The following is a 21,127-nucleotide window of genomic DNA, read 5'->3' on the forward strand; positions in this document are numbered from 1 at the left end:
CTCCCGCTGCCGCCGCGCGTCCTCACTGCGCAACGCGTCCGTCAGCCGCCGCGAGGCCACCTTGATCAGCCACCCGCGCGGGTTGTCGGGCACCCCGTTCGACGGCCACTGCCCGGCCGCCGCGAGCAACGCCTCCTGCACGGCGTCCTCGGCGGCGTCGAAATGCCCGTACCGCCGCACGAGCGCGCCGAGGACCTGCGGCGCGCAACGGCGCAACAGGCCCTCGACCTCGCTCATCCGACCTTCCGATGCTCTCCGGCGGAGGTTGCGGCCCCCTCCGACCGGCTCAGATGTCCCCCGCGCCGTCCAGTACCGGCCGGATGACCACCGGGTACTCCGCGAGCCCCTCGGGGCCCGGGCACCGGGCGACGCGGGCCGCGATCTCCGTGACCCGGTCCAGGCTCGCGCAGTCCAGGAGCCAGTAGCCGGCGAGCAGTTCCTTGGTCTCCGGGTACGGCCCGTCCGTGATCACCGGCTTGCCGTCGGCGTCGGCGGTGACGAACCGGGTCCGCGCCGGCTCGGCCAGCCCCTGCCCGTCGATCATCTCTCCGGTCTCGGCGAGGTCGTCGTTGATCGCGCCCATGTGGGCGTACATGGCCTGCAGTTGTTCCCGCGTCCAGGCCGGGGAGTGCTCGGACGCCTCGCCGCGCATGCCCGCGTAGTCCGCCTGCGTGCCCAGGACCATCATCAGGTACTTCATGAGTCCGCTCCTTCGCCTTCCTCGGGTCGAACCGCCCGTGGTGGGCAGCTCTCACAGGAGACGTCGGAGCCGCCCCGCGCTTCTCGACACAGCCGCGCGCCAGTTCCCCGAGTTCTTCTCCGGAGCCGCGGGACCACGGCTCGGGCCGCAGGCCGAACCTCCCCGGCGGGGGCCGGTCAGGCCTTCTCCTCGGTCCTCACCTCAGGGGTCCCAGGGGTCTCAGGGGCCTCCGTCGTCGCAGGCGGCACCCCGACCCGTGGATCGGCCTCGCCCACGCCCGTGTCAGGACCACCATGCGCTCCGTCACCACCATGCGCGCCGTGGCTCCCCTGCGTCCGCCGGGCCACCGCCCGGGGCTTCTTCGCGGCGGCCTCCGCGGCCTCGACGGCCTCGTCGACGTACGCCGCACACTCGTGATTCCTGCACGGACCCGGACTCCATACGGGTACCCACGCGCCCAGCGTCTTGTGCCGCCGTACGACCGTGGCCACAGGCTGTCCGCAGACCGGGCAGACATGCTCGTCGATGCCCATGCCTTCAGGGTATGACCGACGGGGTCGGGGCGCTCCCCGCCGTACCCGAACGAGCGGCGGCCGGCCACACCGGCGCGACGGCTCGACCGCGCGCCGAACCGCCCGTCAGCGCTTCCTGCTGTACGTCCGCACCAGCACCCCGTTGTCGAAACTCCGCACCTCGTCGAGCGTGAACTCGGAGACGGCGAAGCCTGAGCCGAACATCGGCATGCCGCTGCCCTGCACGACCGGATACGTCTTGATGATCAGCTCGTCGATCTCGTCGATCAGCGCCCCCGCGACGGCCGAGCCGCCGCAGAGGTAGATACCGAGTTCACCGTCCTCCGCCTTGAGCTCGCGGACCTTGCCGACCAGGTCGTCCGAGATGATCTCGACGTTCGGGTCGGGCGACTCCTTCAGCGTGCGCGAGGCGACGTACTCGCGCAGATGGGCGTACGGGCTGGTGATGCCCTCCTTCAGCGCCACGTCGTAGCTGGCACGGCCCTGGACGACCGTGTCGTACTTCTTGTTCGGCACGCCGTCGGTGCCGATGAGGCGACGCACATGGCTCGGGTTGATGTCCGGGTGCTCCGAATTGAGGTACTCGGCGAAGTCCCCGACGACGAAGGGGTACATGAACGACGCGTCGCCGTCCTGGTCCCCGATGAAGCCGTCGATCGAACAGGCGATGGCGTACGTGAGCTTGCGCAAACCGGTCTCTTTTCCTCGTCCGACAGGTGGTCACCACGTGACCACCACGCAACCACGGCAGTTATAGTACTTCAAACGTAGTGGTTGCAAGCCTTTTGTCATGCGGGCATCAGGCGTCAGGTACCAGGCATCAGGGAGCGCGGATGGTCAGGAACCCGGAGCGCAGGGCCGCTCTGCTGGACGCGGCGGTGGAGGTGCTGGCGCGCGAGGGAGCGCGCGGGCTGACGTTCCGGGCGGTGGACGTCGAGGCCGGGGTGCCGGTGGGCACCGCGTCGAACTACTTCGCCGACCGTGACGCCCTTCTCCACCAGATCGACGCCCGGCTGAAGGAACGTCTGACCCCCGACCCGGCCGTGATCGAGGACCTGCTCGCATCGCCGAAGGACCGGACCCTCGTCACGGCCTTCATGCGCGACCTGCTGGCCCGCGTCACCGGGGACCGCACCGGCTATCTGGCCCACCTGGAACTGCGCCTCGAAGCCACCCGCCGTCCGGCACTGCACGCCTCGTACACCGATTCGGTGCGCGGAGAGCTGGAGTTCGGAATGCGCTTCCACCGCGAGGCGGGCCTCCCCGGCGGCGACGAGACGGTCATGGTCCTCTTCCTGGCCATGCAGGGCCTCCTCCTCGAACACCTCACCCTGCCGGACGTGCTCGACCACGCCCTCCCCGGTGCCACCGACCCCGAGGCCCTGATGGGACGCATCGTGAAAACGATCGTCCCCGAGCACTGACCCCACGGCGGGCCCCGAAAGAGGCGCGAGAAACTGCGCGAGCAACCACACGCGATCCGCACCCGCCCACGAACCAGCATCCCCACGAGCTCTCAGGCGCAATGGGGGGTCGAAGGGGCACAGCCCCTGGGGCTGGGAATGGACAGGGGCGGCGGGGGCGAAAGCCCGGCGGGCCCCGCACACCGTGGGGATGTGCGGGACCCACCGACCGTCCGAAGGCACCGGCACCGCGCAGGGTCAGGTCAGCACGGCGCCACCGCCTCCGGAGCATCAACCACCGCTGGGCCTCACCTCAGCTGCTGCGCCGCGTCACGAACTCGGCCAGCGCCAGCAGCCCACCGGCCGACTCCGGATCCGGGACCGCACGGGAGAGTTCGTGCACGGCCCGGGCCATACGGTCGGCGGCCTGGACCTGTGCCCAGTCGCGCCCACCGGCCCGCTCCACCACGAGTGCCGTGCGTTCCAGATCTCCCTCCTCGTACGGAAGTCCGTAGAGCTCGGCGAGTTCGGCCGCCTCCGGGGTGCCGGAGGCGAGCGCGGCGACCACCGGGAGGGACTTCTTACGGACCATGAGATCCGCCCCGGCCGGCTTGCCGGTGCGGCTGGGGTCCCCCCAGATGCCGATCACGTCGTCGATGAGCTGGAAGGCGAGCCCGGCCTCACGCCCGAACGCGTCCAGGGCCTCGACGTCCTCCTCACCGGCGCCCGCGTACAACGCCCCCATCGCACAGGCGCAGCCGAGCAGTGCGCCCGTCTTCGCCTCGGCCATGGCGAGCACCTCGTCGAGGGTGACCTCCTCGGGCCGGCGTCCCTCCAGCTCGGTGTCCGTGTGCTGGCCGGCGCACAGTTCGACGACGCAGGACGCGAGCCGTGCGGAGGCCGCGGCCGATGCCGGATGCGGGTCCTCGGCCAGCAGTTGCTGAGCGAGGGCCTGCATCGCGTCCCCGGCGAGGATCGCGTCGGGGACACCGAACACGGTCCACGCGGTGGCCCGGTGCCTGCGGGTGGCGTCCCGGTCCATCACGTCGTCGTGCAACAGGGTGAAGTTGTGCACCAGCTCCACCGCGGCGGCGGCCCGTACGGCGGCGGACTCGCGCCCGCCGAGCGCGGCGACGGCGGCCAGGACCAGGGCCGGACGTATCGCCTTGCCCGCGTTCCCCGCGGCCGGGACGCCGTGCGCGTCCTCCCAGCCGAAGTGGTAGCGCGCGACCCGGCGCATCGAGCCGGGCAACGACTGGACGGCCCGGCGCAGTTCGGGGTCGACGGACTCCCGGGCCCGCTCCAGGATCCCCGCGGCCTCCTGCCCGTCGAACGCACTCGCCCCGCCCAGCCGCCCGGCCGGCCCTCGGTCAGCTGCAGGCGGCACCGGCGTCGCCGACTCGCCGGCTCCCTTCGGATCCGGAGCTCCGAGCCGGTCCCGGCCCCCGACCCCCGTCGGATCCAGGACTGTCCTCCGATCCACGGCTCCCGCCGACCCCGGGTGCCTGTCCGGCTCCGAGCCCCCCACCGGTGTCAGGGACCCGTTCACCTCCAACGCTTCTGTCCGGCCCGGGGGCTTCTCCGGCTCCGGGGCCCTCATCGGATCCACGATCGCCGGCGGTGCCACACCCCCCGCCGCATCCCGGACTCCCGGCTCGACCACGGCTCCCGCCGGGGCCACCACCTCCGACGGGTCAACCGCCTCCATGGCCCGCGTCGGCCCCACGGCCCCCGTCTGCTCTGGAGGAATCTTGACGGGGCTCCGCCTCTCCGGGATCTCGCCTTGCAGAGCGCCGCCGACCAGGGTCTCGCCGGGGCCCCGCTTCGTCTCCGTCATGAACTCACCCATGGGATCGCCTCGGAGAGCCGGCGGACGGTGAGGGCAACGGTGGCGGTTCCGCCGCCGATGGGCGCGTGCTCCCGCCGTGTCCCCGCCCTGACGGGCGGGGACACGGCGTCCGGTCGGACAAGGTCACCGCCAGCGGCCGATCTCGACGTTCTCCAGAACGCCGAGCGCGTCGGGGACCAGGACCGCGGCCGAGTAGTAGGCCGTCACGAGGTACTTGATGATCGCCTGCTCGTTGATGCCCATGAAGCGCACGGACAGGCTGGGCTCGATCTCGTCCGGGATGCTCGCGGCCCGCAGACCGATGACGCCCTGGTCGTCCTCGCCGGTACGCATGGCGATGATCGAGGTGGTCCTGGCCTCGGTCACCGGGATCTTGTTGCACGGGTAGATCGGCACACCGCGCCAGGTGGGGATGCGGTTCCCGGCGATGTCGATGGTCTCCGGGACGAGCCCACGCTTGTTCAGCTCGCGGCCGAACGCGGAGATCGCGCGTGGGTGGGCGAGCAGCAGCTTGGTGCCCCGGCGGCGGCAGAGCAGTTCGTCCAGGTCGTCCGGGCTGGGCACACCGTCGTGCGGCTGGAGCCGCTGGTCGTACTCGCAGTTGTGGAGGAGGCCGAACTCGCGGTTGTTGATGAGCTCGTGCTCCTGGCGCTCCTTCAACGCCTCGACCGTGAGCCGGATCTGCTGCTCGGTCTGGTTCATCGGCTGGTTGTAGAGGTCGGCCACGCGCGTGTGGATGCGCAGTACGGTCTGGGCGACGCTGAGTTCGTACTCGCGCGGCGCGGCCTCGTAGTCGACGAAGGTGTGCGGGATGTCCGGCTCACCACTGTGGCCGGCGGCGAGGTCGATCTCCTTCTCGCCGTACTTGTTGGTGCGCTGCGACGGGATCGCGCGCAGCTCCTGAAGGTGCTCGCTCAGGGTCTCGGCGCGCTCCGCGAGCTGCTCGACGGCCTGACGCGGCAGGACGAGCACCGTGCAGGCGGTGACCGCGCGGGCCGTGTACTCCCAGATCGCCTCGGGGTCGAGCAGGGACTGCTCACCGAAGTAGGCCCCGTCGGCCAGCACGCCGAGGGCCGCGTCGTCGCCGTAGGGTCCGGTGCCGATCTTCTCGACCTTGCCGTGGGCGAGCAGGAACACCTCCTCCGCCTGGCTGCCGAATTCGGCCAGCACCTCACCGGGCGCGAACTCCCGCTGTTCGCACCGCTGGGCCAGCTCGCTCAGCACGTCGATGTCCTCGTACGTCCGCAGGGCCGGCAGCTCGCCGAGCTCCGCGGGGATGACGGCGACCCGGTCGCCGGTCTTCACGAAAGTGACGCGGCCGTCGCCGACCGCATAGGTGAGCCGCCTGTTCACCCGGTACGTACCACCCTGCACGTTCACCCAGGGCAGGGTGCGCAGCAGCCAGCGCGAGCTGATCTCCTGCATCTGGGGGGTGGACTTCGTGGTGGTGGCCAGGTTCCGGGCAGCTGCCGTGCCAAGACTCTGCTGCGGCTTTTCCTGCTGCGAGCGAACCTCTTCGCCTACCGACATACGGATTTCCCCTCCGGGTGTGCACTGATATCGCGGTCACCGATCTCGCGACCACCCTCCCATCACGGAGCGTGCTCGTGCTATTACCCGAAAGAGGGGGAATGGATCTTAGAAGACTGGGCATATCCGTCGACTTTGTCGACCACTCGCGCCTCTGTCCGAGCCCTTCACGAATCTGACCGGATACGCCCGCACGCCCCACCGTCAACTCGCTTGCGCCCCGAGGCGGGGGTACAAGCCTGCGTACGAGGCGGCCACGACCAGCGGCCGTCGCACAGCACGAAGGAGTCGGTCATGGCCCCACCCATGTCCGCGGGCAGGTTTCTCACCGTCCTCAAGAACGAGGGCGTCCGGGTCGTCGAGGTCGGCGACTGGGAGCATCACAACCGCAATCACGTGGGCCCCTGGGGCCCCGTCCACGGTGTGATGATCCACCACACCGTCACCTCGGGCAGCGAACGCACGGTGCGCATCTGCCGTAACGGGTACTCGGGCCTGCCCGGCCCGCTGTGCCACGGCGTCATCACCAAGGACGGCCGCGTCCACCTCGTCGGCTACGGCCGCGCCAACCACGCGGGCCTCGGCGACGACGACGTCCTGCGGGCCGTGATCGCCGAAAGGGCGCTCCCGAAGGACAACGAGGCCAACACCGACGGCAACCGCCACTTCTACGGCTTCGAGTGCGAGAACCTCGGCGACGGCCAGGACCCCTGGCCCACGGCACAGCTCGACACCATCGAACGGGTCTCCGCCGCCGTCTGCCGGCACCACGGCTGGAACCAGCGGTCCGTCATCGGCCACCTCGAATGGCAGCCCGGCAAGGTCGACCCGCGGGGCTTCACCATGGCCGCCATGAGAAAACGCGTCAAGGACCGTCTGGCGTAGCGGTCACGATCGCGGGGGCGAACCCGACACCCACCGGTCACGTGTCCGACAATGGGCACGTGACCGGCCAGCCCTCCGCCCCCGACCCCGCCACCGCCCTGGACCCCCGGCTGCCCTCCCCCCTCCAGGAGGTCACGGACGAGCGCTTCGCGCGCCACGGCGTCCGGCTGCTCCTCAAGCGGGACGACCTGATCCATCCGCAGCTCGTCGGCAACAAGTGGCGCAAGCTGGCCCCCAACCTGCGCGCAGCGGCCGGCCGGCCACTGCTCACCTTCGGCGGCGCCTACTCGAACCACCTGCGCGCCACCGCCGCCGCGGGCCGGCTCCTGGACCTGCCCACCATCGGCGTGGTCCGCGGTCAGGAACTGGCCGACCGCCCCCTCAACCCGTCCCTGGCGCGCTGCGCGGCGGACGGCATGCGGCTGCTTTTCATCGACAGATCGATGTATCGCCACAAGTCCGACCCGGCCACCCTGGCCGCCGTCCTCCGCGCCGCCGACGCCGAGGACGCGTACGTGGTCCCCGAGGGCGGCAGCAACCCCCTCGCCGTCCGCGGTTGCCAGGACCTCGGCGCGGAACTGCGCGACCGGGCCGACGTCGTGGCCCTCGCCTGCGGCACCGGCGGCACCCTCGCCGGTCTGGCGGCCGGACTGGCCCCCGAGCAGCGCGCTCTCGGGGTTCCGGTTCTCAAGGGAGGCTTCCTCGAAGAGGAGATACGGCAGTTGCAGGACCGGGCCTTCGGCGGCCCGCGCGGCCATTGGAGTCTCGACGACCGATTCCACTTCGGCGGCTACGCGCGCACCACCCCCGAACTGGACGCCTTCGCCACCGACTTCGAGACCCGCCACTCCCTCCCCGTGGAGCGTCTCTATGTCGCCAAATTGCTCCACGGACTTGTCGCCCTGGCGGCGGAGGGCGCCTTCCCGCGCGGGACGACGGTCGCCGCGGTGATCACCGGCCGTCCCTTCGGGGAACTCGCGCCGAAGGACGGCCCCAGGACGGCCTAGTGCCGCGGTACTAGGACGCCTCCCGGTAGACCGCCGCCTCCTCCAGGTCCAGTCGCCGCAGCAGCGTGCGCAGCATCTCGTCGTCGATGTACCGCCCGTCCCGCAGCTTCACGAAGACGTGGCGTTCGGAGCCGATCATCTCCCGGGAGAGGCGGCTGTAGGTGTCGTCGGCGCTCTCCCCGGTCACCGGGTTCACCGCGCCGAGCCGCTCCCAGACGGCGTTGCGGCGCCGTTCCAGGACCGAACGGAGGCGGTCGACGAGCGGTGGCGGCAGTTCGTTGTGCTCGTTCGCGAGGAGTTCGTCGAGGCGGGCCTCGGCGGCGCGGGACGCCTGGGCCTGGGCGTTGGCCTCGGCGAGGGTCTCGGCCTGCTGGTCGCGTCCCGGCAGCTTCAGGACCCGGATGAGCGGCGGCAGGGTCAGCCCCTGGACGACGAGCGTCCCGATGACCGTCGTGAAGGTCAGGAAGAGGATCAGGTTCCGCCCGGGGAAGGCGTCCCCGCCGTTCACCGTGAGCGGGATCGAGAAGGCGATGGCCAGCGAGACGACGCCCCGCATGCCGGCCCAGGCGATGACGAACGGCGCCTTCCAGGTGGGGTTGTCCTCCCGTTCCCGGATGCGCTTCGACAGCATCCGCGGCAGGAAGGTCGCCGGATACACCCACACGAACCGGGATGCGACCACGACGAGGAAGACGGCCACGGCGTACCAGGAGGCGCGGACCCCTTCGTACTCGCCCAGCCCTTCGAGGACGACCGGGAGCTGGAGGCCGATGAGGGCGAACACGGCGGATTCCAGCAGGAAGGCGACCATCTTCCAGACGGCCTCCTCCTGGAGGCGGGTGGCGAAGTCGACCTGCCAGTTGCGGTAGCCGAGGTAGAGGCCGACGACGACCACGGCGAGCACCCCGGAGGCGTGCACCCACTCGGCGAGCCCGTAGGCGACGAACGGGATCAGCAGGGAGAGGGTGTTCTTGAGCAGCGCCTCCTTCAGGTGCGTGCGCAGCCAGTGCATCGGCATCATCAGCAGCAGCCCCACCGCGACGCCGCCGACCGCCGCCACCAGGAACTCCACGATCCCGCCGGTCCAGCTCGCGCCCTCGCCGATGGTGGCCGCGAGGGCCACCCGGTAGGCGGTGATCGCGGTCGCGTCGTTCACCAGGGACTCGCCCTGCAGAATCGTGGTGACCCTCGACGGCAGGCCCACCCGCCGGGCGACCGCCGTCGCCGCGACCGCGTCCGGTGGCGCCACGACCGCGCCGAGCACCAGCGCGGCGGTCAGCGGCATGCCCGGCACGATCAGGTAGGCGGCCCAGCCGACCGCGAGGGTCGCGAAGAGGACATACCCGACCGACAGCAGCGCCACGGGCCGGAGTTGGGCCCGCAGGTCGAGGTACGAGCTGTCGCCGGCGGCCGTGTACAGCAGCGGGGGCAGGATCAGCGGCAGGACGATCTCGGGGTCGAGTTCGTAGTGCGGCACTCCGGGCAGATACGACACCGCGAGCCCCGCCGCGACCAGCAGCAGCGGGGCGGGCACCGGCGTGCGCCGGGCGGCACCGGCGACCGTCGCGCTCCCGGCGACCAGCAACAGCAAGGGCAAGAAGTGCATCGCTTCCGCCGCCTTCGTTTCCGCGCGAGGTCCCGCGCACCCGTCGTAACCTGGCAATCATGAAACAGTGCACGCACACGGACGCGCTGCCGCACCCCGAGCCCGATCCCCTGACCGAGACCTGTCCGGAGTGCCTGGCCGCCGGGAGTCACCCGGTGCAGTTGCGGATGTGCCTGGAGTGCGGGCACGTGGGCTGCTGCGACTCCTCACCGATGCGGCACGCGACCGAGCACCACAAGGAGAGCGGCCATCCCATCATGCGTACGTTCGAGGCGGGCGAGACCTGGCGCTGGTGCTTCGTCGACCATGTACTCGTATGACGGACCATGTACGCGTATGACGCCCGGAGCCGGAACGCGCGCGACGGAACCATGTCACCCCGTGGCACGTCGACGTACTCGTGTGACACGGTTCGGCAGTCCGACGCCTGGGTACGTCAATCCGGCGCGCGCTCTTCCTATTTGAGGCCCGCAAACCTCTAGCCACCGAGCGTATTCATAGGCTTACTATGAGTGACAGCACGGGGTGGGGTCCCCAGGACCCCGAGGACACGGCGCTCGGTGGCGCGATAGCGTCACCGCTGAACCACGTAGCGCGTTACCCCGGGGGGCGACCCTCGGCCCCCGAAAAAGCTTGTACCACCTTGGAGGTGAGGGTGTCCCAGATCGCAGGCGAGCCCGGGACCCAGGACTTCGTGGAAGTCCGGCTGCCGGCCGCGGGTGCCTACCTGTCGGTGCTGCGTACGGCGACGGCCGGCCTCGCGGCCCGTTTGGACTTCACCCTCGACGAGATCGAGGACCTGCGCATCGCGGTCGACGAGGCCTGCGCGATCCTGCTTCAGCAGGCCGTGCCCGGCTCGGTGCTCAGCTGTGTCTTCCGTCTGGTCGACGATTCACTGGAGGTCACCGTCTCGGCCCCCACCACGGACGGCCACGCCCCCGCACGAGACACCTTCGCCTGGACCGTGCTGTCGGCCCTGGCGGGCAAGGTCTCCTCCGCGGTGGCCGACGACAAAACCGTTTCGATCAGCCTCTACAAACAGCGCGGCGCGGGACCCGGGCCGGCGTGAGGAACGGGGACGGGCCGGTGCGGGACGAAGAACGCGGCACACGGGAACTTCCCGCGGAGGACGACGGTGGTCCGAGCGGGCCGGCGCATCTGGCGGACGGCGTCGACGGCATCCCCGAGCAGGCCCGGCCGCACCCGGAGGACGAGTCCTCGGCGGCGGCCGGAGCCTCTCGGCGGACCGAGCCGGCCGACGGCGAGGAGCGCGAGGCGTCCTCCGACGGGCAACGGGATCCGGAGGGTGCCCTCCGGAACACCACGTCCTCACGAGGGCGGACTGGGGCCTCCCCCGCTCTAGCACAGTCGAGAGCTGAGGGAACGGTGACGGCGGGCGGGACTATGAGCGAGCACGAGCGACACGACGAGGCGGGTGCGCAGAACGCGCAGACCGTGCGAAGCACGCAGCACAACCCTCAGGACCGCAGCGGGGCGCGAGCCCTGTTCGTAGAGCTGCGTGCCCTGCCGGACGGCAGTGTGGAGTACGCGGAGCTGCGCAACCGGCTGGTCCGGATGCATCTGCCGCTCGTGGAACACCTCGCGCGCCGGTTCCGCAACCGCGGTGAGCCGCTGGACGACCTGACACAGGTCGCCACCATCGGTCTGATCAAGTCGGTGGACCGCTTCGACCCGGACCGCGGCGTGGAGTTCTCCACGTACGCGACCCCGACGGTCGTCGGGGAGATCAAGCGGCACTTCCGCGACAAGGGCTGGGCGGTGCGGGTGCCGCGCCGGCTGCAGGAGCTGCGCCTCTCGCTGACCACGGCCACGGCCGAGCTGTCCCAGCAGCACGGCCGCTCCCCGACGGTGCACGAGCTGGCCGAGAAGCTGGGCATCTCGGAAGAGGAGGTCCTGGAGGGCCTGGAGTCGGCCAACGCGTACTCCACGCTGTCCCTGGACGTCCCCGACACCGACGACGAGTCCCCGGCCGTCGCGGACACCCTCGGCTCCGAGGACGAGGCGCTGGAGGGCGTCGAGTACCGGGAGTCCCTGAAGCCGCTGCTCGAAGACCTCCCGCCGCGTGAGAAGCGGATCCTGCTTCTGCGCTTCTTCGGCAACATGACCCAGTCGCAGATCGCCCAGGAGGTCGGCATCTCCCAGATGCACGTCTCACGGCTGCTGGCGAGGACGTTGGCACAGCTTCGGGAGAAGCTGCTGGTGGAGGAGTAGCGCCCGCGCCCCGTCAGGGGCGCGGTGCCGTGTCGATACGGGGCTCCGCCCCGCGAGGGCGACCGGGCACCGACGGTCCACGGTTTCCCGGGCGCATTCCGGCGGAGCGCTACCGCTTCGTCTCCTCCGCCCGGCCCGGCCCCTGGATTCCGAGGGCCTGGGTCGTAGCCGGATTGATCAGCAGGACCAGCGCGGCGACCGCGATCACGGCCAGCACGATGCCCGCCGGGATCGCCACGCTGTCGGCGCGCAACAGGTTGTAGGCCACCGGCAGCGCCATGATCTGGGTGATGACGGCGGGCCCCCGGCTCCAGCTCCGCCGCAGCAGCAGCCCGCGCGCCGCGATCAGCGGCAGCAGGGCCAGCGCGAGGAGCGTGATCCCCCCGGTGACGCCGGTGCTCAGGTCGTCCGAGTCACCGGTGAGGCCCAGGACGAGCATGGCCCCGCCGCCCACCAGCAGGGCCACCCCCTCCAGCGCGGCCAGCGCGGCCGCGGCGGTCAGCCGCCCGGGGCGGGACGCGGCGTCGGAGATGTCCGGCGTGGGGGTCTGCTCAGAACTCACCCGTGAAGGGTAGCCCTCGCCCCTTCACGCGCCCCCACGTGCTCATCGTCACTACCCGATCTCCCCCTTGATCCGCACCTCGGTATGGGCCGGGTACCACCCAGTAGGTACCCTGCAACCCATGCGTGCACTTCTCGTGGTCAATCCAGCGGCTACCACCACCAGCGCACGTACGCGCGATGTGCTGATCCACGCCCTCGCGAGCGAGATGAAGCTCGAGGCGGTCACCACCGAGTACCGGGGTCACGCCCGGGACCTCGCCCGGCAGGCCGCGGAGGGCAAGGACGACATCGAACTGGTGGTCGCGCTCGGCGGAGACGGCACGGTCAACGAGGTCGTCAACGGCCTGCTGCACCACGGCCCCGACCCCGACCGCCTTCCTCGCCTCGCCGTGGTCCCCGGCGGCTCCACCAACGTCTTCGCACGCGCCCTGGGTCTGCCCAACGACGCCGTGGAGGCGACCGGCGTCCTGCTCGACGCCCTGCGCGAGAGCCGGGAGCGCACGGTCGGCCTGGGCATGGCCTCGGGCACCCCGGGCACGGAGGACGAGGCGGTGCCGTCCCGCTGGTTCACGTTCTGTGCCGGCCTCGGATTCGACGCGGGTGTGATCGGCCGGGTCGAGCAACAGCGGGAACGCGGACGGAAATCCACACACGCTCTTTACCTGCGTCAGGCCTTCCGGCAGTTTCTGGAAGAGCCCCACCGCAGACTCGGCACGATCACTTTGGAACAGGCCGGCCAGGACCCGATTTCCGATCTTGTGCTGTCCATAGTCTGCAACACGTCCCCGTGGACGTTTCTGGGTAATCGCCCGGTGTACGCGTCGCCTAAGGCCTCGTTCGATAAAGGCCTCGACGTGCTCGGCCTCAGCCGCATGTCGACGCCCGCGCTCGCCCGATATGGCACACAGTTGCTCACTTCGTCCCCCGAGCGCGGACCCCGTGGCAAGCACGCCACCACCCTGCACGACCTGACCGACTTCACCTTGCATTCGAAGGCCCCCCTCCCCCTTCAGATGGACGGCGACCACCTCGGACTGCGAACGAGCGTGACGTTCACAGGCGTACGTCGTGCACTGCGTGTGATTGTGTGAGCGGAACGGGCAAAAGTCCTTCCACTCGAACGTTTAGACCAGGGTCCACCCCATGGAAGTACGGCTGTGACGCAGTCGACACCGAGGAATCAAAAAAAACTTTCCGGTAGGGGTTGTATCCGCCGCTGAGGTTTGCGAGTCTCTACGTGGCGCTCGGGACAGCCCGCAATATCGGCTCAAGAGAGCGCCAGAATCCCTCCTCAATCCACAGGACCACACCAGTCCGTCTGGTGATCGGCCCTTCACTTGTTGAGGGATTCGTGAAAGCGTTCACATTCACAAGCAACGTGCATGTAATACCAAGGAGAGGTAGCAGCCATGGACTGGCGTCACAACGCCGTTTGCCGCGAGGAAGACCCCGAGCTCTTCTTCCCCATCGGCAACACCGGTCCTGCGCTGCTGCAGATCGAGGAAGCCAAGGCTGTCTGCCGTCGCTGCCCGGTTATCGAGCAGTGTCTGCAGTGGGCGCTTGAGTCCGGCCAGGACTCCGGCGTCTGGGGTGGTCTCAGCGAGGACGAGCGCCGCGCCATGAAGCGCCGCGCCGCCCGCAACCGGGCCCGTCAGGCATCCGCCTGACATCCCACCCAACAATAGCCTGAGCTTGGCGGCGCGCACAGCGAGTGCGCTTCTCCCGCCCCCGAGCCGCAGCGCGCAGTGCCCCCGATGCGCTTAACAAGCCACGAGCCCGAGCCCCGGACCACATGATGGTCCGGGGCTCGGTGCTTTTTTCCGCGGGACAGCAATGGTGGCCACGACTTTCCGTGGGACAGCGATGGTGGCCACGACGACTTCGGCCGTCGTACGCGCCGCTACGTCTGGGCCCGCACCGGGATGTCCAGGATCACCTGGGTGCCCCGCTCCGGAGCCCGGACCATGTCGAAGGTGCCGCCCAACTCGCCCTCCACCAGCGTCCGTACGATCTGCAGGCCGAGATTGCCCGAGCGGTGCGGGTCGAAACCGTCGGGGAGGCCGACGCCGTCGTCCTGGACGGTGACGAGGAGGCGGGTCTCCTTGGTGGTGCCGCCGCGCACGGCCGAGACCTCCACGGTGCCGGAGTCGCCTTCACGGAAGCCGTGTTCGAGCGCGTTCTGCAGGATCTCGGTGAGGACCATCGAGAGCGGGGTGGCGACCTCCGCGTCCAGGATGCCGAAGCGTCCGGTGCGCCGGCCGACGACCTTGCCCGGTGAGATCTCGGCGACCATGGCGAGCACCCGGTCGGCGATCTCGTCGAACTCCACCCGCTCGTCCAGGTTCTGGGACAACGTCTCATGCACGATGGCGATCGACCCGACCCGTCGCACCGCCTCTTCGAGGGCCTCGCGGCCACGCTCGGACTCGATACGCCGGGCCTGAAGGCGCAGCAGTGCGGCGACGGTCTGCAGGTTGTTCTTCACCCGGTGGTGGATCTCCCGGATGGTCGCGTCCTTGGTGATCAACTCGCGCTCTCGGCGCCGCAGTTCCGTCACGTCCCGCAGCAGCACCAGCGAACCGATGCGCGAGCCCTTGGGCTTGAGGGGGATCGCGCGGAACTGGATCACTCCCTCGACGGACTCGATCTCGAACTCACGCGGCGCCCACCCGCTCGCCACCTTGGCCAGCGCCTCGTCCACCGGCCCCCGGGAGGGGGCGAGTTCGGCGGTCGTACGGCCGAGATGACAACCGACGAGGTCGGCGGCGAGGCCCAGGCGGTGGTACGCGGAGAGGGCGTTCGGCGAGGCGTACTGGACGATGCCGTCGGCGTCGAGCCTGATGAGGCCGTCGCCGACGCGCGGCGAGGCGTCCATGTCGACCTGCTGGTCGGGGAACGGGAACGCGCCCGCGGCGATCATCTGGGCCAGGTCGGAAGCGCTCTGGAGGTACGTCAACTCCAGCCGGCTCGGGGTCCGCACGGTGAGCAGATTGGTGTTGCGCGCGATGACGCCGAGCACCCGGCCCTCCCTGCGCACGGGGATGGACTCGACCCGCACGGGCACTTCCTCACGCCACTCGGGGTCACCCTCGCGGACGATGCGGCCCTCGTCGTGGGCGGCGTCCAGGAGGGGGCGGCGGCCTCGGGGGACCAGGTGGCCGACCATGTCGTCCTGGTAGGAGGTGGGGCCGGTGTTGGGGCGCATCTGGGCCACGGAGACATAGCGGTTGCCGTCGCGCGTGGGGACCCAGAGAACCAGGTCGGCGAAGGAGAGGTCGGACAGCAGCTGCCACTCCGACACCAGCAGATGCAACCACTCCAGGTCGGAGTCGCTGAGAGCGGTGTGCTGGCGGACGAGTTCGTTCATGGAGGGCACGTGTGCGAGCGTACCTGGCAGTACGGACATGACCGGAAACAGTGGTGGGAGTGGCCGGTACGGGCTCTGGTACCGGCTGCCGCAGGGCTCCGGAGACACCCGCGGGCCGCGGCGCCTGAGAGGGACCCTCAGCCCTCCCGGCACCGCAGCCCGGAGCAACATCGGCCGTGGGGTGTGCGGTCCCAGTCGGCCGAAGGTGAGGATCCGGTGCAGTCAGGGCAGAGAGCGCCGGGTCCTCGGTCCGCCTTCCTGTGCGGGGAAGACGGAGGCTTGTTCTTTGTTCGTGTGCGATCGTCGGCGGCGAGCCACTGATCGATCAAATGCCCTACCACGCATTGTTGACTAGACCACTGCGTGTGTCCATGCGTTGGCGGATGTTTGTTGTTGTTCCATTGTCCGACATCCGCCGACGACTCACACGCAGAGTAGCCCGCTTCGGCCCGAGGGCGGGCCGGAATGCCGCGGCCGGCCCCGTGACCGGCCCCTTGGCCGGCCCCTTGGCCGGCCCCGTGGAGCGTCGGGCTCGGGGCCGTCTCGGTCCTCAAGCACTTCGGCACGGCCTCCGACGTCGCGGACGTGGTGGCTTTCCCGGCCTCGCCCGACTCCCGCCGGATCACGGGTCGGGTCGGCATCCCGACGCGACGGGGGCTCCCTGCTGCGCCTGCGCTGAACGACCCTCGACCGGTCGACCCCTGTGGGGCAGGAGCCACCCCTGCTAGATTGGTCTACACCACATGGGAGTGCTTGACCCCGCAAGCGCCGGTCGAGTCTTCTTGAGTCCTTACTTTCCAGATCGGCAGGCACAGCGTGGAAGTTGTCATCGTTCCGGATGCCAAGGCGGGTGGGCGGCTCATAGCCGAGGCGATGGCGGAGCTGCTCCGGCGCAAGCCCGAGGCGCTGCTCGGGGTGGCCACGGGGTCGACCCCGCTGCCCATCTACACGGCGCTCGCGGAGAAGGTGCGGTCCGGTGCCGTGGACGCCTCGCGGGCGCGGGTCGCGCAGCTCGACGAGTACGTGGGGCTGCCGGCCGAGCATCCGGAGTCGTACCGCTCGGTGCTGCGGCGGGAGGTGCTGGAGCCGTTGGGGCTGGCCCTGGACGCGTTCATGGGGCCCGACGGGACCGCCGAGGACGTGCTGGGGGCGTGCGAGGCGTACGACAGGGCGCTGGCCGAGGCGGGCGGTGTGGATCTGCAACTGCTCGGCATAGGGACCGACGGGCACATCGGGTTCAACGAGCCATGCTCCTCGCTCGCCTCCCGGACGCGGATCAAGACGCTCACCGAACAGACCCGGATCGACAACGCGCGGTTCTTCGACGGCGACATCGAGCAGGTGCCGCACCACGTCATCACCCAGGGCATCGGCACGATCCTGGAGGCGCGGCACCTGGTGCTGCTCGCCACGGGCGAGGGCAAGGCGGACGCCGTCGCGGCGACCGTGGAAGGGCCGGTGGCAGCAGTGTGTCCCGCCTCGGCGTTGCAGTTCCACCGCCACGCGACCGTCGTGGTGGACGAGGGCGCCGCGTCGAAGCTGAAGCTGGCGGACTACTTCCGGCACACGTACAGCAACAAGCCTGACTGGCAGGGGATCTAGGGCGGCCGGGGAGCGCGGAGGCGCCACGGCCCGGTGAGAAGGGCTGTGGCGCCTCACTTGTGTGGAACTGCGGGTTGTCTTCGGGCGGGGGTGGCGGGGGTGGCTGCCGGGCCCGCGGTACCGGCGGCTTCACGGAGTCCTTGCCGCCCCCCGGTCCTCTGCCCCCGACCCTGTGCCGCCCCGGTCCTCGTTTCGCGCTGGGCCTCTATCGCACCCCGGCGATGACCTCCGCCGCGGCTCTTCCGCAGACCCTCGCCGCGCCGTGGGTCGCGATGTGGAGGGAGCCTCGGGGTGGGGACTGGGGGACGCCCATCTCCACGACGATCGTGTCGGGGCGGGTGGCGAGGAGGGTGTCGAGGGCGGTGGTCATCCAGGGGTGGCGGTGTTCGTCGCGGACGACGGCGACCATGCGGCGGTTGCCGGCGACCGCCAGGGCGGAGGCTCCGGCGCTGTCGCCGGCGAAGGTGCCCGTCTCGGTGCCCGGGAGGAGGCGGGCCAGTTCCGCTCCGACACCCCAGGGGGTCTCGTCACCCACGGCGATGTTCGCCACCGGGGTGAAGGCCGCGACGTAGAGAGGCTGGGTGGGCGTCTCGTGGGGCTTCGCACGGGTCGTCGTGAGGGCACGGCGGGCTGCCACGAGACCGACGTTCCCATCGGCGCGACCGGTCTCCCCGATGGTTGCGCGCTCCGTCCCGTCACCGTCTCCCGCTCCCCCCGCCGCCGACCGGGTCCACTTCGCCAGTGCCCGGACCCGGTTCGCCGCGTCCGCGAGACGTTCCTCCGCCAGGTCGCCGTCACGGACGGCGGCGACGAGGGCGTCGCGGAGGCGGCGGACGGTCTCGTCGTCGGCGAGGCCGCCGCCGACGCAGATGGCGTCGGCTCCGGCGGCGAGGGCGAGGACGCTGCCGTGTTCGATGCCATAGGTGCCGGCGATGGCCTGCATCTCCATGCCGTCGGTGACGATGAGGCCGTCGTAGCCGAGTTCACCGCGGAGGAGGTCCGTGAGGATGCCGTGGGACAGCGTTGCCGGGAGGTCGGGGTCCAGGGCCGGAACCAGGATGTGGGCGCTCATCATGGCGCGCGAACCGGCGGCGATGGCGGCGCGGAAGGGGGCGAGGTCCCGGGAGGCCACGAGTGAGCGGTCCGCGTCGATGCGGGGCAGGGAGAGGTGGGAGTCGACGGCGGTGTCGCCGTGCCCCGGGAAGTGCTTGGTGCAGGCGGCGACGCCCGCGGCCTGGAGGCCGGTGACATAGGCGGCAGTGTGGCGGGCGACCAGGTCGGGGTCGGCGCCGAAGGAGCGGACCCCGATGACCGGGTTGGAGGGGTTGGCGTTCACGTCGGCCGACGGGGCCCAGTTGAGGTTCACGCCGCACTCCGCCAGGCGGCGGCCCAGGGCGAGGGCGACCTCCCTGGTCAGGTCCACGTCGTCGACCGCGCCCAGGGCGTGGTTGCCCGGGAAGGAGGAGCCGGTGCGGACCTCCAGTCGGGTGACGTCGCCGCCCTCCTCGTCGATCGCGACCAGGACGTCCTCGTGCTCGGCACGCAACTGTGCGGTGAGGGCGGCCAGCTGTCCGGGCGAGGTGATGTTGCGGCCGAAGAGGCCGACGGAGGCGAGGCCCTCGCCGAGGCGGCGCAGCAGCCAGTCGGGGGCGGTGGTGCCCGTGAAGCCGGGCTGCAGCACCGTCAGCGCGTCCCGCGCGAGGCTGTCCTGCCCTGAAGAAGAACCGGGCGAGCCGGTGGCGAATGTCGTCATCGGGGTGGTTATCCCTTCACGGCGCCCGCGGTGAGGCCCGCGGCCATCTTGCGCTGGACGAGGAGGAAGAGGACGACGATCGGCACGGCCATCATGGTGGAGCCGGCCATCATCGGGGCGTATTCGGTGCCGTGCTTGGTGGTGAAGTTGCCGAGCCAGACGGTCGCGGTCTGGTTCTGCTGGCTCATCAGCATCAGGGCGTAGAGGTACTCGTTCCACGCCTGGATGAAGCCGTAGACCGAGGTCGCCACCATGCCCGGCGCGAGCAGCGGGAACACCACGCGGAGGAAGGCGGTGGTGCGGGAGCAGCCGTCGACCATGGCCGCCTCCTCCAGTTCGCGCGGGATGTTGACGATGAAGCCGCGCAGCGTCCACACGGTGAACGGAAGGATGAAGGTCAGGTAGGTGATGATCAGGCCGGTCAGACGGTCGTACTGGCCGAGGTCGTTCAGGAGCAGGAAGACCGGGATGATCATCGCGACGAGCGGGACCATCTGCACGGCCAGGATGCCGACGATGACCACTTTCCGGCCGCGGAAGGCGAAGCGGGAGATGGCGAGGGCGGCCAGCATGCCGACGACGATGCCGATCACGACGACCGTGAGGGAGACGATCAGGCTGCGGCCGACGGGACCCCAGAAGTCGGCGATGTCCAGCGCCCGGCCGAAGTTGGCGAAGGTGATCGACGTGGGCAGCAGGCTGGGGTCGGGGTCGATCGCGTCCTTGGCGGGCTTGAACGCCGTGTTGAGCATCCAGTAGACGGGGAAGCCCGCGGTGACGAAGACGAACAGGCCGAGGAGGTTCCAGCCGAGCTTCGGCTTCCGGCGCCCCGAGCGGCTTCCCCGGGTGGCGATCGTGCTCGTGCCGCTCATTCGACTTCTCCGATCTTCAGCATCTGGCGCATGTAGACGCCGATCACGCCGAGCAGCAGCACCACGGTCAGCAGTGCGATCGCCGAGCCCTGCGCGTAGTCGTTGACGACGAACGCCTTGTCGTACGAATAGGTCGTGAGCAACTGGAACTCGGCCTCCGGGTGGCCGTTACGCATCACGAAGACCTGCGGGAAGACGCCCATGTCCCAGATGACGGAGAGGGTCGTGAGCATCACGATGATCGGCTTGAGGATGGGGAGGGTGACATAGCGGAACACGCCCCACGCGCCGGCGCCGTCGAGGCGGGCGGCCTCCTCCAACTCCTTGGGGACCTGGGTGAGTCCGGCGCCGAGGGTGATGACGACGAACGGCACCGCGCCCCACACCACGAGGAGTGTGATGACGGCCAGGCCCTCGGGTCCGCTGGCGAACCAGTTGTGGCCGATCATGTCGACGCCGGGGAGCTTGCTGAGGAGCGCGTTGAAGATGCCGTAGTCGGAGTCGAAGAGCCACTTGAAGACGGTGGTGGCCACGATGATCGGCATGCCCCAGCTCGCCACGAGCGCGATGTTGATGAGCGTCTTCACCCAGCCGGAGACCCGCTGGAGCAGCAGGGCGATCGCCATGCCGATGACCATCGTGAGGATGACGGAGGCGGCGGCGAAGACGATGGTCCGGACGACGACCGCCCAGAACTCGCTGTCCCCCAGCACCTTGGAGAAGTTGTCGAAGCCGACCGACTCGGCGGGCTTGAACCCCCACAGCTGGGACTGGCCGAACTCCTGGAAGGACAGGGTGACGAGGCGGACCAGCGGATAGCCGAGGACGACGGCGAGAATCAGCAGGCAGGGGGCCAGGAGAGCCCAGGGGACAGCGGATCCGCCTGCCGAACGCTCGGCCGAACTCCGGGTGCCCACCGGCGGAGGTGGCGGCGGCGCCGGCCGCGCGGGCGGCACCTTCACCGGGGCAGTCGTGTCTGCGGCACTCATCGCGCGCTCCTAAGGAGATGAAGGAGGGGCCGGCAGCGGGCGCCCCGAAGGGGCGCGGGGAACTGCGCGACCAGCCACGACGCACGGGCAGCGAGCCGACCACCCATCGCGGCACTTTCTGGTGTCACCCACCGGCATGTGTCACGCACCGGTCCGTGGCATGCGCCGGTCCGTGTCACGCACCGGTTTGTGACGCCCCCGGTCGGGCCCGGCACCGTCCGCCGGGCCCGACCGC

Annotated in this window: 21 protein-coding genes; 9 read left to right on the forward strand and 12 right to left on the reverse strand. The window is 70.2% G+C overall.

Annotation, left to right across the window (positions count from 1 at the left end; all coding sequences use genetic code 11):
• The 4 genes from AWZ10_RS07795 to AWZ10_RS07805 all read right to left on the reverse strand — a co-directional run.
• A partial coding sequence (locus AWZ10_RS07795) for a sigma factor (protein ID WP_279616618.1) occupies window positions 1–237 on the reverse strand: 237 nt, incomplete at its 3' end.
• Window positions 238–286: 49 nt separating this feature from the next.
• A complete protein-coding gene (locus tag AWZ10_RS07800; protein ID WP_046706336.1) occupies window positions 287–700 on the reverse strand; it encodes a YciI family protein in 414 nt (137 codons plus the stop codon).
• Window positions 701–876: 176 nt separating this feature from the next.
• Complete coding sequence (locus AWZ10_RS55050; RefSeq protein ID WP_078935477.1) at window positions 877–1,233, reverse strand: hypothetical protein; 357 nt, start codon at window positions 1,231–1,233, stop codon at window positions 877–879.
• A gap of 105 nt (window positions 1,234–1,338) precedes the next feature.
• Window positions 1,339–1,923, reverse strand: coding sequence for a dihydrofolate reductase family protein (locus tag AWZ10_RS07805; RefSeq protein ID WP_046706337.1), 585 nt, complete (start codon window positions 1,921–1,923; stop codon window positions 1,339–1,341).
• A 143-nt stretch (window positions 1,924–2,066) separates the two neighbouring features.
• Between AWZ10_RS07805 and AWZ10_RS07810 the strand changes: the two genes are divergently transcribed.
• Window positions 2,067–2,657 carry a TetR/AcrR family transcriptional regulator gene (locus AWZ10_RS07810; RefSeq protein WP_046706338.1) on the forward strand — a complete coding sequence of 197 codons (591 nt, stop codon included), beginning with the start codon at window positions 2,067–2,069 and terminating at the stop codon, window positions 2,655–2,657.
• 292 nt (window positions 2,658–2,949) lie between these two features.
• Here the strand turns inward: AWZ10_RS07810 and AWZ10_RS07815 are convergent, their stop codons facing one another.
• On the reverse strand, window positions 2,950–4,119 hold the full coding sequence (locus tag AWZ10_RS07815; protein WP_408996569.1) for a family 2 encapsulin nanocompartment cargo protein polyprenyl transferase: 1,170 nt from the start codon (window positions 4,117–4,119) through the stop codon (window positions 2,950–2,952).
• A 489-nt stretch (window positions 4,120–4,608) separates the two neighbouring features.
• Window positions 4,609–6,015 carry a family 2B encapsulin nanocompartment shell protein gene (locus tag AWZ10_RS07820; RefSeq protein ID WP_046706339.1) on the reverse strand — a complete coding sequence of 469 codons (1,407 nt, stop codon included), beginning with the start codon at window positions 6,013–6,015 and terminating at the stop codon, window positions 4,609–4,611.
• A gap of 294 nt (window positions 6,016–6,309) precedes the next feature.
• On the opposite strand from AWZ10_RS07820, the gene AWZ10_RS07825 reads away from it, so the two are divergent.
• Together AWZ10_RS07825 and AWZ10_RS07830 are read left to right on the forward strand one after the other, a co-directional pair.
• Entirely contained in the window at window positions 6,310–6,900 is a 591-nt protein-coding gene (locus AWZ10_RS07825) for an N-acetylmuramoyl-L-alanine amidase (RefSeq protein WP_173531562.1), read from the forward strand.
• 59 nt (window positions 6,901–6,959) lie between these two features.
• Window positions 6,960–7,907: a 1-aminocyclopropane-1-carboxylate deaminase/D-cysteine desulfhydrase gene (locus AWZ10_RS07830; protein WP_060890757.1), complete on the forward strand. Its 948-nt coding sequence runs from the start codon at window positions 6,960–6,962 to the stop codon at window positions 7,905–7,907.
• A gap of 10 nt (window positions 7,908–7,917) precedes the next feature.
• Here AWZ10_RS07830 and AWZ10_RS07835 read toward each other — a convergent pair whose 3' ends face one another.
• Window positions 7,918–9,513, reverse strand: a complete 1,596-nt coding sequence (locus AWZ10_RS07835) for a Na+/H+ antiporter (protein ID WP_046706893.1) — start codon at window positions 9,511–9,513, stop codon at window positions 7,918–7,920.
• 59 nt (window positions 9,514–9,572) lie between these two features.
• Here AWZ10_RS07835 and AWZ10_RS07840 point away from each other — a divergent pair, with 59 nt between their 5' ends.
• From AWZ10_RS07840 to AWZ10_RS07850, 3 genes are all read left to right on the forward strand, one after another.
• Window positions 9,573–9,833, forward strand: coding sequence for a UBP-type zinc finger domain-containing protein (locus AWZ10_RS07840; RefSeq protein ID WP_037695152.1), 261 nt, complete (start codon window positions 9,573–9,575; stop codon window positions 9,831–9,833).
• A gap of 335 nt (window positions 9,834–10,168) precedes the next feature.
• Window positions 10,169–10,582 (forward strand): ATP-binding protein, encoded by a 414-nt coding sequence (locus AWZ10_RS07845; RefSeq protein WP_037695150.1) that lies wholly within the window; start codon window positions 10,169–10,171, stop codon window positions 10,580–10,582.
• Window positions 10,579–11,745: a SigB/SigF/SigG family RNA polymerase sigma factor gene (locus AWZ10_RS07850; RefSeq protein ID WP_078935517.1), complete on the forward strand. Its 1,167-nt coding sequence runs from the start codon at window positions 10,579–10,581 to the stop codon at window positions 11,743–11,745. The genes AWZ10_RS07845 and AWZ10_RS07850 overlap by 4 nt, the downstream gene beginning before the upstream one ends.
• 109 nt (window positions 11,746–11,854) lie before the next feature.
• Here the strand turns inward: AWZ10_RS07850 and AWZ10_RS07855 are convergent, their stop codons facing one another.
• Window positions 11,855–12,307, reverse strand: a complete 453-nt coding sequence (locus AWZ10_RS07855; RefSeq protein WP_046706894.1) for a hypothetical protein — start codon at window positions 12,305–12,307, stop codon at window positions 11,855–11,857.
• A gap of 121 nt (window positions 12,308–12,428) precedes the next feature.
• Here AWZ10_RS07855 and AWZ10_RS07860 point away from each other — a divergent pair, with 121 nt between their 5' ends.
• Together AWZ10_RS07860 and AWZ10_RS07865 are read left to right on the forward strand one after the other, a co-directional pair.
• Complete coding sequence (locus AWZ10_RS07860; RefSeq protein ID WP_037695143.1) at window positions 12,429–13,400, forward strand: diacylglycerol/lipid kinase family protein; 972 nt, start codon at window positions 12,429–12,431, stop codon at window positions 13,398–13,400.
• A gap of 318 nt (window positions 13,401–13,718) precedes the next feature.
• Window positions 13,719–13,976: a WhiB family transcriptional regulator gene (locus AWZ10_RS07865; RefSeq protein WP_003992873.1), complete on the forward strand. Its 258-nt coding sequence runs from the start codon at window positions 13,719–13,721 to the stop codon at window positions 13,974–13,976.
• A 233-nt stretch (window positions 13,977–14,209) separates the two neighbouring features.
• Here the strand turns inward: AWZ10_RS07865 and AWZ10_RS07870 are convergent, their stop codons facing one another.
• A complete protein-coding gene (locus AWZ10_RS07870) occupies window positions 14,210–15,685 on the reverse strand; it encodes a sensor histidine kinase (protein ID WP_078935518.1) in 1,476 nt (491 codons plus the stop codon).
• An 807-nt stretch (window positions 15,686–16,492) separates the two neighbouring features.
• On the opposite strand from AWZ10_RS07870, the gene nagB reads away from it, so the two are divergent.
• Entirely contained in the window at window positions 16,493–17,278 is a 786-nt protein-coding gene (nagB, locus tag AWZ10_RS07875) for a glucosamine-6-phosphate deaminase (protein ID WP_046706897.1), read from the forward strand.
• A 205-nt stretch (window positions 17,279–17,483) separates the two neighbouring features.
• Here nagB and AWZ10_RS07880 read toward each other — a convergent pair whose 3' ends face one another.
• The 3 genes from AWZ10_RS07880 to AWZ10_RS07890 are packed head-to-tail and all read right to left on the reverse strand — an operon-like array spanning window position 17,484 to window position 20,892.
• Complete coding sequence (locus AWZ10_RS07880) at window positions 17,484–19,031, reverse strand: glycoside hydrolase family 3 protein (protein ID WP_060890748.1); 1,548 nt, start codon at window positions 19,029–19,031, stop codon at window positions 17,484–17,486.
• An 8-nt stretch (window positions 19,032–19,039) separates the two neighbouring features.
• Window positions 19,040–19,903, reverse strand: a complete 864-nt coding sequence (locus tag AWZ10_RS07885; protein ID WP_046706899.1) for a carbohydrate ABC transporter permease — start codon at window positions 19,901–19,903, stop codon at window positions 19,040–19,042.
• Window positions 19,900–20,892 carry a carbohydrate ABC transporter permease gene (locus tag AWZ10_RS07890; protein ID WP_046706900.1) on the reverse strand — a complete coding sequence of 331 codons (993 nt, stop codon included), beginning with the start codon at window positions 20,890–20,892 and terminating at the stop codon, window positions 19,900–19,902. The genes AWZ10_RS07885 and AWZ10_RS07890 overlap by 4 nt, the downstream gene beginning before the upstream one ends.
• Window positions 20,893–21,127 lie beyond the last annotated feature (235 nt).

Origin of the sequence: Streptomyces europaeiscabiei, assembly GCF_001550375.1 — a bacterium.
GTDB classification, from domain to species: Bacteria; Actinomycetota; Actinomycetes; order Streptomycetales; family Streptomycetaceae; genus Streptomyces; species Streptomyces europaeiscabiei.

What these genes read in the sequence shown, in the direction of transcription:
- AWZ10_RS07800 (WP_046706336.1), bottom strand. Translation starts at nt 700, where the DNA reads ATGAAGTACCTGATGATGGTCCTGGGCACGCAGGCGGACTACGCGGGC.
- AWZ10_RS55050 (WP_078935477.1), bottom strand. Translation starts at nt 1,233, where the DNA reads ATGGGCATCGACGAGCATGTCTGCCCGGTCTGCGGACAGCCTGTGGCC.
- AWZ10_RS07810 (WP_046706338.1), top strand. Translation starts at nt 2,067, where the DNA reads ATGGTCAGGAACCCGGAGCGCAGGGCCGCTCTGCTGGACGCGGCGGTG.
- AWZ10_RS07820 (WP_046706339.1), bottom strand. Translation starts at nt 6,015, where the DNA reads ATGTCGGTAGGCGAAGAGGTTCGCTCGCAGCAGGAAAAGCCGCAGCAG.
- AWZ10_RS07825 (WP_173531562.1), top strand. Translation starts at nt 6,310, where the DNA reads ATGGCCCCACCCATGTCCGCGGGCAGGTTTCTCACCGTCCTCAAGAAC.
- AWZ10_RS07835 (WP_046706893.1), bottom strand. Translation starts at nt 9,513, where the DNA reads ATGCACTTCTTGCCCTTGCTGTTGCTGGTCGCCGGGAGCGCGACGGTC.
- AWZ10_RS07840 (WP_037695152.1), top strand. Translation starts at nt 9,573, where the DNA reads ATGAAACAGTGCACGCACACGGACGCGCTGCCGCACCCCGAGCCCGAT.
- AWZ10_RS07860 (WP_037695143.1), top strand. Translation starts at nt 12,429, where the DNA reads ATGCGTGCACTTCTCGTGGTCAATCCAGCGGCTACCACCACCAGCGCA.
- AWZ10_RS07865 (WP_003992873.1), top strand. Translation starts at nt 13,719, where the DNA reads ATGGACTGGCGTCACAACGCCGTTTGCCGCGAGGAAGACCCCGAGCTC.
- AWZ10_RS07880 (WP_060890748.1), bottom strand. Translation starts at nt 19,031, where the DNA reads ATGACGACATTCGCCACCGGCTCGCCCGGTTCTTCTTCAGGGCAGGAC.
- AWZ10_RS07885 (WP_046706899.1), bottom strand. Translation starts at nt 19,903, where the DNA reads ATGAGCGGCACGAGCACGATCGCCACCCGGGGAAGCCGCTCGGGGCGC.
- AWZ10_RS07890 (WP_046706900.1), bottom strand. Translation starts at nt 20,892, where the DNA reads ATGAGTGCCGCAGACACGACTGCCCCGGTGAAGGTGCCGCCCGCGCGG.